13 protein-coding genes are annotated in these 13737 nt (G+C 72.6%); 5 read left to right on the forward strand and 8 right to left on the reverse strand.

Features of this window, described 5'->3' with window-relative positions; all coding sequences use genetic code 11:
- Window positions 1-162: 162 nt before the first annotated feature.
- The 3 genes from ACIPXC_RS28470 to ACIPXC_RS28480 are packed head-to-tail and all read right to left on the reverse strand — an operon-like array spanning window position 163 to window position 1558.
- Window positions 163-741 carry a HutD family protein gene (locus tag ACIPXC_RS28470; protein WP_401623810.1) on the reverse strand — a complete coding sequence of 193 codons (579 nt, stop codon included), beginning with the start codon at window positions 739-741 and terminating at the stop codon, window positions 163-165.
- Window positions 738-1109: a DUF4180 domain-containing protein gene (locus ACIPXC_RS28475; protein WP_401623812.1), complete on the reverse strand. Its 372-nt coding sequence runs from the start codon at window positions 1107-1109 to the stop codon at window positions 738-740. The genes ACIPXC_RS28470 and ACIPXC_RS28475 overlap by 4 nt, the downstream gene beginning before the upstream one ends.
- 11 nt (window positions 1110-1120) lie before the next feature.
- Window positions 1121-1558 (reverse strand): MarR family winged helix-turn-helix transcriptional regulator, encoded by a 438-nt coding sequence (locus ACIPXC_RS28480; protein WP_401623814.1) that lies wholly within the window; start codon window positions 1556-1558, stop codon window positions 1121-1123.
- Between the two features lie 153 nt (window positions 1559-1711).
- Here ACIPXC_RS28480 and ACIPXC_RS28485 point away from each other — a divergent pair, with 153 nt between their 5' ends.
- Entirely contained in the window at window positions 1712-3241 is a 1530-nt protein-coding gene (locus ACIPXC_RS28485) for an MFS transporter (RefSeq protein ID WP_401623816.1), read from the forward strand.
- Window positions 3242-3332: 91 nt separating this feature from the next.
- Window positions 3333-3851 carry a DinB family protein gene (locus ACIPXC_RS28490; RefSeq protein ID WP_401623818.1) on the forward strand — a complete coding sequence of 173 codons (519 nt, stop codon included), beginning with the start codon at window positions 3333-3335 and terminating at the stop codon, window positions 3849-3851.
- A 109-nt stretch (window positions 3852-3960) separates the two neighbouring features.
- Here ACIPXC_RS28490 and ACIPXC_RS28495 read toward each other — a convergent pair whose 3' ends face one another.
- Both ACIPXC_RS28495 and ACIPXC_RS28500 read right to left on the reverse strand, forming a co-directional pair.
- Window positions 3961-4377: a DUF6924 domain-containing protein gene (locus ACIPXC_RS28495; protein WP_401623820.1), complete on the reverse strand. Its 417-nt coding sequence runs from the start codon at window positions 4375-4377 to the stop codon at window positions 3961-3963.
- Entirely contained in the window at window positions 4263-5624 is a 1362-nt protein-coding gene (locus ACIPXC_RS28500) for an FAD-dependent oxidoreductase (RefSeq protein ID WP_401623822.1), read from the reverse strand. The genes ACIPXC_RS28495 and ACIPXC_RS28500 overlap by 115 nt, the downstream gene beginning before the upstream one ends.
- 217 nt (window positions 5625-5841) lie before the next feature.
- Here ACIPXC_RS28500 and ACIPXC_RS28505 point away from each other — a divergent pair, with 217 nt between their 5' ends.
- From ACIPXC_RS28505 to ACIPXC_RS28515, 3 genes are all read left to right on the forward strand, one after another.
- Window positions 5842-6033 carry a DUF5302 domain-containing protein gene (locus ACIPXC_RS28505; RefSeq protein WP_030960774.1) on the forward strand — a complete coding sequence of 64 codons (192 nt, stop codon included), beginning with the start codon at window positions 5842-5844 and terminating at the stop codon, window positions 6031-6033.
- Window positions 6034-6217: 184 nt separating this feature from the next.
- On the forward strand, window positions 6218-6631 hold the full coding sequence (locus ACIPXC_RS28510) for a rodlin (protein WP_401623825.1): 414 nt from the start codon (window positions 6218-6220) through the stop codon (window positions 6629-6631).
- Window positions 6632-6805: 174 nt separating this feature from the next.
- The gene (locus tag ACIPXC_RS28515) at window positions 6806-7687 is read left to right on the forward strand and encodes a glycoside hydrolase family 19 protein (protein WP_401623916.1); all 882 of its coding nucleotides are present in this window, start codon (window positions 6806-6808) and stop codon (window positions 7685-7687) included.
- 16 nt (window positions 7688-7703) lie between these two features.
- Here ACIPXC_RS28515 and ACIPXC_RS28520 read toward each other — a convergent pair whose 3' ends face one another.
- From ACIPXC_RS28520 to ACIPXC_RS28530, 3 genes are all read right to left on the reverse strand, one after another.
- On the reverse strand, window positions 7704-10475 hold the full coding sequence (locus ACIPXC_RS28520; RefSeq protein ID WP_401623827.1) for an AAA family ATPase: 2772 nt from the start codon (window positions 10473-10475) through the stop codon (window positions 7704-7706).
- A gap of 234 nt (window positions 10476-10709) precedes the next feature.
- Window positions 10710-12476, reverse strand: coding sequence for a S8 family serine peptidase (locus tag ACIPXC_RS28525; protein WP_401623918.1), 1767 nt, complete (start codon window positions 12474-12476; stop codon window positions 10710-10712).
- Between the two features lie 457 nt (window positions 12477-12933).
- Window positions 12934-13695, reverse strand: coding sequence for a DUF1838 family protein (locus ACIPXC_RS28530; protein WP_401623829.1), 762 nt, complete (start codon window positions 13693-13695; stop codon window positions 12934-12936).
- Between the last annotated feature and the right edge of the window lie 42 nt (window positions 13696-13737).

Below are 13737 nucleotides of genomic sequence, written 5' to 3' on the forward strand. Positions count from 1 at the left end.
AGGGCCTGTATTGAGTTGCCCCGCGGCGTCGCGGCGCCCGGCACGCACCCTCGGCGCACGAGCCGAATGTCCTAGTAGCTCCGCTACGAGGATATCGTCCCACACGCCGAGGGCACGCACCGAACGCCGCTCCTTGCTCCACGGGGCAACTCAATACAGGCCCTAGCGCAGGCGGACCACGGCCGCGTGGCCGGTGGTGCGTACGAGGCCGGTGAACGGGCCCCTGACCAGGGCCGCGTCGTACGGGCCCAGGGCGTGGCCCGGACCCCAGGAGGCTTCGAGCGCGGCCGCGCCGGCCAGGGAGACCACCAGCAGGGTCTCGCCGGGTTCGGCGGCCAGTCCGAGCCGGCCCCGTACGACGGCGGTCTCCGCCGTCGCCGCTCCGCGGCGGTACATCACGTTGAAGTTCACGACGGGGCCGGAGAGGAGCCGGCAGTCGGTGGGCTCGTCCCCGGCGAAATCCTGCGGTGCGAAACGTTCGTCCACGAGCCGGTGCGCGCCCGCCACCACGAGGTCCATGCCCGCGCCCTCGGCGAGGGTGAGGGTGCGGTCGATCCCGGGGAAGACCGAGAAGGGGCCGTCCGCCGACACCTCGGCGAGACTGGCCCGCCAGCGGAAGGACTCCATGTCCGCGTCCGCGGGCCAGGCGGCGATCTCACGGGTGACTCCCCCGCCGTTCTTCCACACCGTGGCGGGCCGGTCGGCCGCGCGCAGGACGCGGACGTCGCCGCCGCCGCTCACGCCGAGTTCCGCGTCAGCCGCTCCCGCAGCTCCTCGGTGTCGGCCAGGAACCACGTCTGGCGCCCCCGGTTGCACTCGCGGACGAAGTCCCGCAGCGCCGGGCTGGCGGCCGTGTGGCGGGAGATGTCACCGAGGACGACGATGCCCACCCGGTACTGGACGAACTTCTGGATGATCTCGCCCGCGACCCGGGTGCTCAGCCGGAAGAACGCCTCGTCGAACCGCTCGACGGGGATGACGGCCCATTCGGCGCCCTGGTAGGAGGCGTCTCCGATGAAGTCCAGGGCCTCGCGTTCACCCGCGATGGTCCCGCCCTCGACCGCGCACATCAGGACGGGCACGTCGTTGATCGTCTGAAGGGTGTCCACGGGGTCCGACACTAGCCCTTCTCCATCGACGGGCGCAGGCGGGCCAGCAGGGCGTAGAGCGTCGCGCTCTCGGCCTCGTCGAGGGTGTCGAGCGCGCCGTGAGCCGCCTGCATCTCCTCCCGTACGCGCCGGATGACCTGTCGGCCCGCGTCCGTGGCTACGACGTTCTTGACGCGCCGGTCGCCGGGGTCCGGTTCACGGCGCACCAGGTCGCGGGCTTCGAGGCGGTCCACGATGCCCGTCACGTTGGACGCGTCACAGACCAGCAGGACGGCGAGGCCACGCATGGGCACCGGGCCGTCCAGCTGGGCGAGGACGCGGGCCTGGGTGGGCGTGAGGCCGTGCTGTGCCGCGGCCGCGGCGAACTCGCGCCACTGGGCGGTGCCGATGGCGGCGAGCAGTTCCAGCAGCTGGACCTTCGTGGGGGCGGGGGTGACGGTCTCGCTCATGCCCGGAGCCTACTCAGGATGCTTGACATTATCAATTGTTTACTTGACTACCTCAAATATCGACCCCTACCTTCGATCGAGTTACTTGATGACATCAAACATCTGGGTTCCGAAGCTCCCCAGCTCCGAAACACGAAGAAGGTCCCCGCAGCCATGAGCACCCCATCCCCCGCAGCCCCGGCCTCCGCAGCCCCGGCCTCCGGGCGGCGGAACGAGACGGTCGTCGTCCTCGCCCTGAGCCTCGCCGCGATGGTCGTGTCGATGATGCAGACCCTGCCGGTCCCCATCCTCGGCCTGATCCGTGACGACCTCGGCGTCTCGACCGCCGACGTCAGCTGGGTGACCACCGCCACCCTGCTGTCGGCGGCGGTCTTCACGCCGCTCCTCGGCCGGTTCGGCGACCAGCACGGCAAGAAGCCCACCCTGGTGGCCGTCCTCGGGGTGATGGTCGCCGGTTCCGTCCTCACGGCCCTGGCCTCCTCGCTCCCGCTGCTGATCGTGGGCCGCGTACTCCAGGGCGCCGCCACCGCGATCTTCCCGCTCGCGCTGTCGGTGCTGCGCGAGGAGATCCGCCCGCAGAAGCTGCCCGGCGCGATGGCGCTGGTCAGCGGCACGCTCGCGTTCGGCAGCGGCCTCGCGCTCGTCGCGACCGGTCTGCTCACCTCCGGAGCCGACGCGGACTACCGCGACGCCTTCTGGATGGCCACCGGCCTGGCGGTCCTCGCCCTGCTCGCGGTTCTCGTCCTGGTGCCCGCCACCCGCACCAGGACGGGCGGGCGCACCGACTTCCTCGGCGCCCTGACCCTCGGCGCGGCACTGCTGCTGCTCCTGCTGGCGATCTCGCAGGGCCACGAGTGGGGCTGGACCTCCGGCCGTACGCTGGGCAGCTTCGCCGGCGCCGCCGTCATGGCCGCCGTGTGGGTGGTGGTCGAGCTCAAGGTCCGCGAACCCCTGGTCGACATGAAGATGTTCGTGCACCGCCCGGTGCTCATGGCCAACCTGGCCGGCCTCCTCGTCGGCTTCGGCATGTTCGCGAGCTTCCTCGGCGTCTCGTACCTCGTGCAGATGCCCGAGGCGCTCACCGGCTACGGCTTCGACGCGTCGATCCTGCGCGCCTCCGTTCAGTTCCTGCTGCCCAGCGCTGTCGTCTCGCTGCTGGCCTCGCCCGTCGGCGGACGGATCGTGCGCCACCGCGGGCCGCGCGTGGCCCTGGGCGTGGCCGCCGCGCTGGGCGCGGTCGGCTTTGCCTGGCTCGTCGTGGACCACGGCCACGCCTTCTCGGTGATCGGCGCCGGCGTGGTCGTCGGCGCGGCCGTCAGCTTCGGCTACGCCGCCATGCCCGCCGTGATCATGTCCAGTGTCCCTCCGCACCAGAGCGGCATCGCCAACGGCATCAACTCGATCTCCCGCTCGACGGGCAGCGCGATCGGCAGCGCCGTCGTCACGACGATCCTCGCGTCCAGGACCGTCGAGCACCTGCCCGCCGGGGTGCCCCCGCTGCCCGCCGAGTCCGGGTTCACCCTCACCTTCGCGATCGGGGCCGCCGCCTTCGCCCTCGTCGGGCTGATCGGCCGGCTCGGCCTGCGCGGCGGCCACCGTCCCGCCACCGCGGCCCCCGCGCGGCCCGCCGCGGCCGAACCGGCCGTGAGCGCCGAGCCCGTGAAGGCCGACGCCGCGGGCTGACCCCGCGACCGCCGACCCGACCGGCGGCCCGGCCGCCCGCCCCGCGTGTCGCTCGCGCCGGGCAGGCCGCCGGGCCTTGCATGGTGGGTGAATGAAGGCTACGGACGTCATCGCGGACGGGTTCGGTCGGATCCGGGAGGTCGTGCACGAGACTGTGGACGGGCTGCCGGCGGAGCTGCTGAACGCCCGGGTCGACCCCGCGGCGAACTCGATCACCTGGCTGGTCTGGCACCTCACCCGGATCCAGGACGACCACGTCGCGGCCGCGGCGGAACGCGAACAGGCATGGCGGGCCGGGGGCTGGGCGGACCGGTTCGGCCTGCCGCTGCCCGCCGCGTCCACCGGCTACGGCCACTCGGCGCGGCAGGCGGGCACGGTCCGGGTCGACTCGGGCGAGCTGCTCCTGGGCTATTTCGACGCGGTGCACGAACAGACACTGGACTTCGTCCGGGGGCTCGCGGCCGCCGGGCTGGACCGGGTGGTCGACGAGCGCTGGGACCCGCCGGTCACCCTCGGGGTGCGCCTGGTCAGCGTGATCGCCGACGACCTCCAGCACGCCGGGCAGGCGGCATTCGTCCGCGGCCTGCTGGAGCGGGGCCGGGACTCCTGAGCACCCTGCGGTCCGGCCGCACCACCCGGAACGCTCAAGTACGCAGATCTCACAGGACGGTTCGTGAGCTGATGTCTGCTTCCCGACCAGGGTGGGTGTGTCCGAGCTTTCAGCCGGCGAATCCTCGGAAGACGCCTTCGGGGTCTTCCCTGGCCACGTCCGCGAAGTCACCGAAGTCCAGGTTGGCGATCATCAGGTTCGCGTTCATCTCGTGGATCCCGTACGGCATGCGGCGGGCGGTGCGCAGGCCGGTGCCCGGCTTCTTCGCCGCTGTCTCGTCGGCGGGCCCTGCGTGAGCCGGCGCAACAGCTGCTGTTCCTGCGCCCGGAGCGGTGGTCCCCCGGACGGGGGACGCCGGGGCGCAGCACGCGCGGGGGCCGGGACCCGTCCGGGTCCCGGCCCCCGCCGCGCTCAGGCTCCGCTCGCGTCGAGCATCTCCTCGCGCTCCACGATCTTCACGCGCGCGCGGCCCTGGGGCTCGCCGAGGGCCTTCTCGGCGGCGTCCAGCCGGTACCAGCCCTCCCACGTCGTGTAGCGGACGCTGCGCCCGGCGAGGAAGGTCTCGACCGCTTCCGGCTCCGGCGAGGCCGGCGTGCCCAGACGGCCCTCCGCGTGGTCGGCGAGCAGGTTCGCGACGGTCTCGTTCGCGTCGCCCTTGGTGTGGCCGATGAGGCCGATCGGGCCGCGGCGGATCCAGCCGGTCACGTACGTCGACTGCATGGGGCCGCCGGCGTCGATCACACGGCCGCCCTCGTCCGGGACGGTACCGGTCGCCACGTCCCAGGGGAGCTTGGGCAGTTCGTCGGAGAGGTAGCCGACCGCGCGGTAGACGGACTGCACGTCCCAGTCGGTGAACCGGCCCGTGCCCTTGACGTTGCCGGTGCCGTCGAGCTCGGTGCGCTCGGTGCGCAGGCCGACGACCTTGCCGTCCTCGCCGAGGATCTCGGAGGGCGACTCGAAGAAGTGCAGGTACAGCTTGTGCTGCCGCTCGCCGATGTCGCGGATCGCCCAGTTCTCCAGGGTCTTGGCGACCATGTCGGTCTGCTTGTTCCCGCGGCGCTCTGCGATCGAGCCCTCGTCGTAGTCGATGTCCTCGGGGTTGACGATGACCTCGATGTTGGGCGAGTGGTCCAGCTCGCGCAGCTCCATCGGGCTGAACTTGGCCTGGGCCGGGCCGCGGCGCCCGAAGACGTGGACCTCGAGGGCCTTGTTGGCCTTGAGGCCGTCGTAGACGTTGGCCGGGATCTCGGTGGGCAGCAGTTCGTCGGCCGTCTTCGCGAGGATGCGCGCGACGTCGAGGGCGACGTTGCCGACGCCCAGTACGGCGACCTTCTCGGCCTCCAGCGGCCAGGTCCGCGGGACGTCCGGGTGGCCGTCGTACCAGGAGACGAAGTCGGCGGCGCCGTAGGAGCCGTCGAGGTCGACGCCGGGGATGTCCAGCGCGCGGTCGGCCGTGGCGCCGGTCGAGAAGATCACCGCGTCGTAGAAGGACCGCAGCTCGTCGAGGCTGATGTCGCCCGGGTAGTCGACGTTGCCGAAGAGGCGGACCTGCGGCTTGTCGAGCACCTGGTGCAGGGCGGTGATGATGCCCTTGATGCGCGGGTGGTCCGGGGCGACGCCGTAGCGGATCAGGCCGAAGGGCGCGGGCATGCGCTCGAAGATGTCTATGGACACACCGGGATCAACGGCGGCCTCGGACTTCAGCAGCGCGTCGGCGGCATAGATGCCGGCCGGGCCGGCACCGACGATTGCTACCCGCAGAGGGCGAGGCATGGCAGAGGTTCCCTTCGAGCGACGGCAAGGCGGATCAAGGTGGATCAAAGGGAACCCTAAGCGAAGGTAAACCTAACCCAGCACCCGGTGTCGCCTTATGACCCCATAACCAAATCTTATGACCTCCCCAAGCCCCTCTTGGGGGATCCAGGAACTCGCTGGTCAGCGCGTGCGGCGACTGTCAGACTGGAGCCGCTTGATCACTCCAGGAGGACGAATGGCTGACGAAGCAGGCACCCCGCAGGACGAGTCCCCGGCCGAAGCCGCCAAGCGCCGCTTCCGGGAGGCCCTGGAGCGCAACGCCGCGAAGGCCCACGCACAGCAGTCCCACCAGAACCGGGCCAAGGTCCAGGGCGCCAGCAGCGCCGCGAGCGGCAAGAACAAGAAGGTCCGCCGCAAGAGCGGCTGACCCGCCGGACCCCGGACCCCCGGACCCCCGGGCCGCCGCCACCGCCGCGGACCGGGGGTCCGGGGCGCCGGCCATTGGGCCACTCGGGTGAGGGAGCATAACCCCGGGCACCGTCGGCAGTTGATCAGCACGTCCCGCCGTGGGCAGCTATCTCACGCGACAGTGCGACCTAAGGATCCCCCAGATGCTCAAGAAGTTCATGGCCACCGCCGCCGCCACCGCCGCCGTCCTCGGCGCCGGTGCCGCCGCCGCCGCGCCCGCGATGGCGATCGGCAACGACAACGGCGTCAACACCGTGAACGGCAACGACTCGGCGCAGATCTACGGCAACCAGGAGACCCGCGGCAACCAGAGCCCGCAGCTCGGCGCCATCCAGGGCTCCCTCAACAAGCTCTGCGTCGGCCTGCCGGCCAAGGTCAACGCCCAGTCCCTGGTCGCGCTCATCGCCAACGTCGGCGTCCAGGACGTCCACGTCCTGTCCAACCCGCAGAACCAGCAGTGCGCCGAGAACTCCACCCAGGCCAAGGGTGACGAGTCCCTCTCGCACATCGCCAGCAACATCCCGGTCCTCTCCGGCAACCTCTCCGCCGGCAGCTGATCGGATCTTCCGCGCCGGTGCCACGCGTCACGCGTGGCACCGGCGCTTTCCTTTGGTCTAGACCTTGACAGGTTCAGACCATTCCGTTTCAGTGGGCGCTGTTGCCTCCACGGCAATTCCCCCCGCTGAAGGAGCAGTTACGTGATACGTGCGCTTCGCCGCCGAGCCCTCGGCCTGGTCGCCGCCGCGGCCGTCACGGCCGGTCTCGCCCTCGCCCTTCCCTCCTCCCCCGCCTCCGCCGCGGCCCCCTGCGCCTCCCCGTGGGCCTCCTCCGCCGTCTACACGGGCGGCATGAGCGCCTCCCACGGCGGCCGCAACTGGCAGGCCAAGTGGTGGACCCAGGGCGAGACCCCCGGCACCACCGGCCAGTGGGGCGTCTGGGCGGACCAGGGCGCCTGTGGAGGCGGTGGCGGTCAGGACCCGGATCCCGACCCGTCCGGATTCGTGGTCTCCGAGGCCCAGTTCCACCAGATGTTCCCGAACCGGAACCCCTTCTACACCTACAACGGCCTGGTCGCGGCGCTGTCCGCGTACCCGGGCTTCGCCAGGACCGGCGACGACACCGTGAAGCGGCGCGAGGCCGCCGCCTTCCTCGCCAACGTCTCCCACGAGACCGGCGGACTCGTCCACATCGTGGAGCAGAACACCGCCAACTACCCCCACTACTGCGACGCGACCCAGCCGTACGGCTGTCCGGCCGGGCAGGCCGCCTACTACGGCCGCGGCCCCATCCAGCTCAGCTGGAACTTCAACTACAAGGCGGCCGGTGACGCCCTCGGCATCAACCTCCTGGCCAACCCCTACCTGGTGGAGCAGGATCCGGCCGTCGCGATGAAGACGGCGCTCTGGTACTGGAACACCCAGAACGGCCCGGGCACCATGACCGCCCACGCGGCCATGGTCAACGGTGCGGGCTTCGGCGAGACCATCCGCTCCATCAACGGCGCCCTGGAGTGCAACGGCGGCAACCCCGCCCAGGTCCAGAGCCGCATCTCGAAGTACCAGAGCTTCACCCAGCTGCTGGGCGTCACCCCGGGCAACAACCTGAGCTGCTGACCCGGGGCTCAGGCGGTCACCGCGTGCGCAGCGCGGTGGCCAGCTGGGCCCGTGAGCGTACGTCGAGCTTCTGGTAGATGCGGGTCAGCCGGGCCTCGACGGTCTTGACGCTGAGGAACAGCTTCGCCGCGGCCTCCTGGTTGCTGGCGCCCTGGCTGACGAGCAGCGCGAGGCGGGTCTCGGCCTCGGTCAGGGCCGCGGCCGGGGAGACCAGGGCGCCTCCGGCCCCGTCACCGGGGGCCGGTTCCCGGGCGAGTGCGGCCCACGGGCCGGCGCCGGCCCGCTCGAAGACCTCGGCCGCGGCCCGGAGCGCCGCGCGGGCCGGTGCCCGGCGCCGACGGCGGCGCTCCACCCGGGCGAGGGCGAGCAGCGTACGGCCCCGCTCCAGCGGCAGCCGGAGGGCTTCGAAGCGCTGCGCGGTGTTCTCCAGCAGCCGGACGGCGGCGTCCGCGTCGCCCTGCGCGGACAGGCACAGGGCGGCGGCCCGGTCGAGGGCGGCGACGACGCCGGTACGGCCGAGCCCGAGGGCGACGTCGCGGACGGGATCGATCAGTCCGGCTGCTTCGCCGGGCGCGTCGGCGGCGATCAGGGCCTCGGCGAGCTCCCCGTGCCAGCGCAGGATCGAGGGGTCCACCACCTGCTGCGCGGCCTCCAGTTCGGCGACCTGGCGCAGGGTCGCGACCGCTTTCGCGGCCTCCCCCGTGGCCAGTTCGACCAGCCCGAGTGCGTGCAGGCTGCGGGAGAGGAAGACCTGGTCCTGCTCCTCCCGGGAGGCCTGGATGCCGCGACGCGCGTAGCTCTCGGCCCGTGCGAAACTGCCGCCCATGGTCTCGGCCATGGCCGCCACGTACCAGGCGGGGCCGGGCGAGAGGCCCGCCTCAATGGTCAGTTCCAGGGCCCGGCGGGCGTGGGCCGAAGCGGCCTCGCACCGGCCGCTGCGCAGTTCCACCTCGGTGAGGCTGCGCAGGACCTCGAAGACGTCCTCGGCGGAACCGGTGCGCCGTACGGCCGGCAGCAGCACCATCAGCTGGCGGCGGGCGTCGTCGAGGCGGTCGTCGAACAGGGCGTGCCGGACGGCGAGGTACTGCGGGGCGTTGCGCATGCCGAGCGGAACCTCGGGCGCGGGGAGGTCGAGCGCCTCGGCGAGGATCTCCTCGGCTCCCGCGTCGCCGAGGATCCGGCCCATGCGGGCCCGTACGGTCAGTGCCATGGCCTCGGCGGTCTGGTCGCCGCCCCGCGCGGCGAGGGCGCCGGCCTCGGCGGCGGCGTCGCGGGAGCGGACCGGGTCGCCGTCGCTGAGGTTGTGCTTCCAGGCGACCCTCAGCTGGACGGCGGCCTGCAGGGCCGGGTCGCCGGCGGCCTCGTCCATGGCGTACGCGAAGGTCTCGTCGAGCGTGCCGAGGGCCTGGCCCGCTGCGTCGATCACGGCGAGCCGGGCGCGCACCCGGTCAGCGGGCGAGGCGTCACGGGCCAGGACGGCCCGGGTGGCGCGGCGCGCGAGGTCGGCGCGGCCGGCCCAGCCCGCGTCCTCGGCGGCGGTGACCAGGCGGGCCAGTTCCTCGCCGGGCTGCGAGGACGGGGTGCGTTCTGCGGCGAGCAGTCCCAGTTCGGCGGCGAGGGCGCGCTGGCCGCGGCTGCGGCAGACCGCGGCGGCTTCGGTGATCTCCGCGGCGAGCGACTGGTCGGGGGTGTCGACGGCGAGCGCGCGGTGGCGTACGGCCTGGACGGGGTCGTCGACTGCGGCGGCCAGCGCCGCGTGCCCGGCGGCGCGTTCGGGCCAGCCCGCGTCGGCGGCGAGGGCGGTGGGCAGGGCGCCGGCGGTGAACTCGACGGTGCCGTCCTCGCCGACCCTGACCAGCGCGGCCCGTTCCGCCTCGGCCAGCTCCGCCTCGGCGTCGGGGCGGCCGGCCCGACGCAGCAGGGAGATGGTGGGGCGGGAGGCGAGGGCGGCGAGCAGCAGGGTGCGCCGGGCCTGGGCGGGGGCTCCGGCGAGGAGGCGGCGGGCGACCTCGCGCGCCTGTCCGGAGACGGGCAGGGGGTCGGCGTGGTGGGCGCTGCAGTCGCGGGCCTCGGCGGCTTCGGCCAGGGAGTGGCCGAGGGCCAGGGCGAGGCGCGGGTTGCCGCCGCTGGCCTGGTGGATGCGGCCGGCGAGGCGGGCGGGGAGGCCGTGGCGCAGGAGGAGTTCGGCGACCTCGTCGGCGCCGAGCGGGGGCACCCGTACGGCGGGGACGCCGGGGCCGCAGAGGGGTTCGCCGAGCGGGGCTCCGCCCTGGACGCGTTCGGCGGCCAGGACGCGCACGCGGGGCGGGGTGAGGCGCAGGGCGAAGCGGAGCAGGTCGGTGCTCTCGGCGTCGAGCCACTGGGCGTTGTCGATGACGAGGAGGACGGGCCGGCCTGCGGCGAGGGTGCGGAGCACCTCGACGACGGCCAGGCGCAGCGCGACGTGGTCACGGCCGGCGCGGGGGGCGTCGGCTTCCCGGCGCAGGAGCGCGATGGCGGTGCGCTGGGGGCCGGAGAGCTGTTCCAGGGCGGCCGCGGGCACGGAGGCCAGCAGGGCCGCGGCCGAGGCCTCGGGTATCCATTGGTCCGCGGCTTCGGGGGTGAGGCGGAGAACGCTCTCGTGGCGTGCCGCGGCCGCGGCCGCCACGGCGCGGACCACCTCGGTCTTGCCCGCGCCGGCGGGTCCGGTCAGGAGCGCCCGGCCGTGCGTGGTCAGTGCGCGGTCGACCGCCTTGATCAGTTCTCCGTGTCCGACACTTGTGTCAGCGTGCCCCGTCGCCGCCACCACGCACAGCCACCAGCCTTCCCGTCCCCACTCCTGGGCCCTTCCTGTGAGAGGCGAGAATACGAGGTCGGGCGGCAGGTGGACCCGGATTGTGACGCAGAATTCAGTCACTCGACGCGGAAAACCCGGCGGACCTGCCGATACCCGAAGTATCGGCAGGCCCGGGGATTCGCTTGGTCCGTACTATCTCTGCGTCAGGCGGAGTTGGTGCCGGACCCCGAGGCGGTGGGAACCGTCTCAGAAGGTGAGATTCCAGGAGTCGATCTTGCCGATGTCGCCGCCGGCGTTGTCGTTGACCCGGAGCTTCCAGGTGCCGTTCGCGACCTCGGAGGAGGCGTTGACGGTGTAGACCTGGTTGATGTTGTCGGCGCTGCGGCCGGAGCGGTTGTGGACCGTGTAGACGGAGCCGTCCGGCGCGATCAGGTCGACCTTGAGGTCACCGATGTAGGTGTGGACGATGTTCACGCCGACCTTGAGGGTGGCCGGGGCGTTGCCGGTCACGCCGCTGACGGTGAGGGGGCTCTCCACCGTGGTGTGGTCACCGATGGCGACGTCCGCGGTGTTCTCGAAGTACGTACCGGCCGGCGGGGTCGAGGTCACGGCGGCGACGGTCGCGGCCGCGTCGGCGAGACCGGTGCCGCAGCCGCCGGTGCAGGTGCCGGCGAGCGGGCGGGCGTTGTTCTTGATCGCCGCCTCGATCTGGGCCGGGGTCAGCGCGGAGTTCGCCGACTTCAGCAGCGCGGCGAGGCCCGCGACGTGCGGGGCGGCCATGCTGGTGCCCTGGTAGGGCTTGTAGATCTCGGCGCCCGGGGTGGTGGTACCGGCGTTCAGGGTCGAGAGGATGGCGTTCTCGGGGGTGGTGACGGTGCCGGGCGTGTCGGTGGCGCGGCGGGTCTCACCGCCCGGGGCGGCGATGTCGACGCTCGCGCCGTAGTTGGAGTAGTACGAGCGGTCACCGGCGCGGTTGCTGGCGGCCACGTTGATCACGTTGTTGCAGCTGGCGGGCGAGAAGCCGGCCGCGTCGGCGTTGCTGTTGCCGGCGGCGACGACCACGGTCGTACCGCGGGCGACGGCCGCGTTGATGGCGTTCTGGTAGCTGGTGCCGCAGGCGCCGGGGCCGCCGAGGCTCATGTTGATGACCTTGGCCGGGGTGGCGTTGGCCGGCACGCCGGCGACGGAGCCGCCGGACGCCCAGGTGATGGCGTCGACGATGTCCGAGGTGGAACCGCCGCACTTGCCGAGGACGCGGACGTGCTGGACCTTCGCGCCGTAGGCGATGCCCGCGATGCCCTTGGAGTTGTTCGTGGCCGCGGCGATGGTGCCCGCGACGTGGGTGCCGTGCCAGGACGAGGTGCCGGCCTTGGAGTTGAGGCCGCATTCGCCGTCGGTGGCGTTCCAGTCGCCCTCGTCGGCGGGGTTGCTGTCGCGGCCGCCGCCGTCACGGGCGTAGGTGGCGCTGCTGATGAAGTCGTAGCCGGCGACCGTGTTCGCCGCGAGGTCCGAGTGGGCGACGTAGCCGGTGTCGATCACGGCGACGGTGACGCCGGAGCCGGTGGTCTTGTCCCAGGCCGCGGGAACGTTCATGCCCGCGGTGGACTCGAAGAGGTCCCACTGCTTGGCGTACTCGGTGTCGTTCGGGGTCACGGCCGTGGCGTAGGCGCGGGTGTCCGGCTCGACGTAGGCGACGTCCGGGTCGGCGCGGAACTGGGCCATCACGTCGGCGGCCTCGGCCGGCGCGACGGTCCCGCCGAGGTTGACCAGCGCGGCACCGGTGCCCAGGCGGCGGTCGAACTTCGCCTTCTTGCCGGCCTTCTTCCCCTTGGCGGCGGCGTCGTCGGCGGCGGCGGCGTTGGAACTGGCCTCCGTGGCGGAGGACTTGTATCCGACGATCAGGTTCTCGACAGGCGCCGTGACGGCGACCGTGGCGGCGGGGGCCGGGGCGGGGTTCTCGACCGCCACGGCCACGGAGGCGGTCGCGGTGCCGGCGAGCAGGGTGACGGACATGGCCACCACGGATATCAGCCTGCGTCTCGTTGCGTGCACGTGATCCCTTTCGAGGGCCGTTTCCGGGCAGGCCGGAGCGGCCGGTCGGTGCAGTGTGGGGGTGGTTCCGGCGGCTGCGGGGCCGGGAGCGAGTTGGTCGGTCTCGCCCCGGCTGCCGCCGCACGCCACGTTGTCCCGGCCGCAACGGCGAGGCAGGGGCAACGGCGGTCCCGGCTCGCTTCCCCCGGTGGGAGGCCTACACGCCATGTGGGGTTGGAGTGTGTACCACCCGGCCTGGGGAGGATCGCCGGTGGGCAGACAGTAGGCAACGCGGAGGTGAACCGGATACGGGGAAAACCCTTGTCCGCCCCCCGCGACTACCCCCGGGGGCCCCTCAGCAGGGGGTGTGATCAGGCCTTATTCCGGTGCGTGCCGGCCACTGGCGGCCGAGGGCCGGCCCGGTGGGCGGGGGTGGTGCTCAGGGCGCCTCCCCGTGGCGCGGGAAGAGCCTGCGGAAGTACGTCCAGCTCGTCTCGTTCGGTTCGCTCCACTTCTCCGGTGCGTGTGCGAACTCGGGGTGGTGGGCGGCGATGTAGGCGCGGGTGCGTTCGGGGACCTGGGCGTACGCGTCCAGCTTGCGGCCGCGGCAGTGGAAGGTGAGACCGCCGGGGCGTGCACCCTGTTCCATCCAGGGCAGCCACGGGGACATGCGGGTCCAGGACATCGTCGCCGGGACGCTCACCTCCTCGGTGGTGAGGGCCGTCGCGGGTGCGAAGAACTGGAAGAGCTCCAGCGCCCGGTAGGTGTCGTCGGCCGAGTTGTCCGGGTACTCCTCGACCGGCAGCGGCGAGGGGTAGGCGAGCGGGATCTCCAGGCTGAAGCAGATCCGGTCGCCCAGGTCGGTCACGGGGATCGGGAAGGGCCGCCACTGCTGGTTGGCGGGGTCGTTCCAGACGTGGACCACGGGTTTGTCCTGCCAGGTCTCCATGATCTCGCGGGTCGCCGGGTCCAGGTAGAACGCGGCCTCCCGGGACAGCAGCCGGTAGCCGCCCGGCTCCTCGTCCGCCACGAGGCGCGCGACGTTGAGCCCTTCGAAGCCGAAGAGCCGCCGGTAGGGCTCGCCCGGTGCCCAGGAGTGGACGTCGCCGGTCCACCAGTAGGTGACTTCGCCGCCGTCGAGTCGGGCGCGCGTGCGGGCGAACGCGTGCAGGAGTTCGGCGGGGGTCGCGGCTGCTGTCATGCGCCCAACTGTGTCCCGTCACCTCCGGGCCGGACAAGCGCT

It is taken from the genome of Streptomyces sp. NPDC090021 (assembly GCF_044748225.1).
GTDB lineage: Bacteria > Actinomycetota > Actinomycetes > Streptomycetales > Streptomycetaceae > Streptomyces.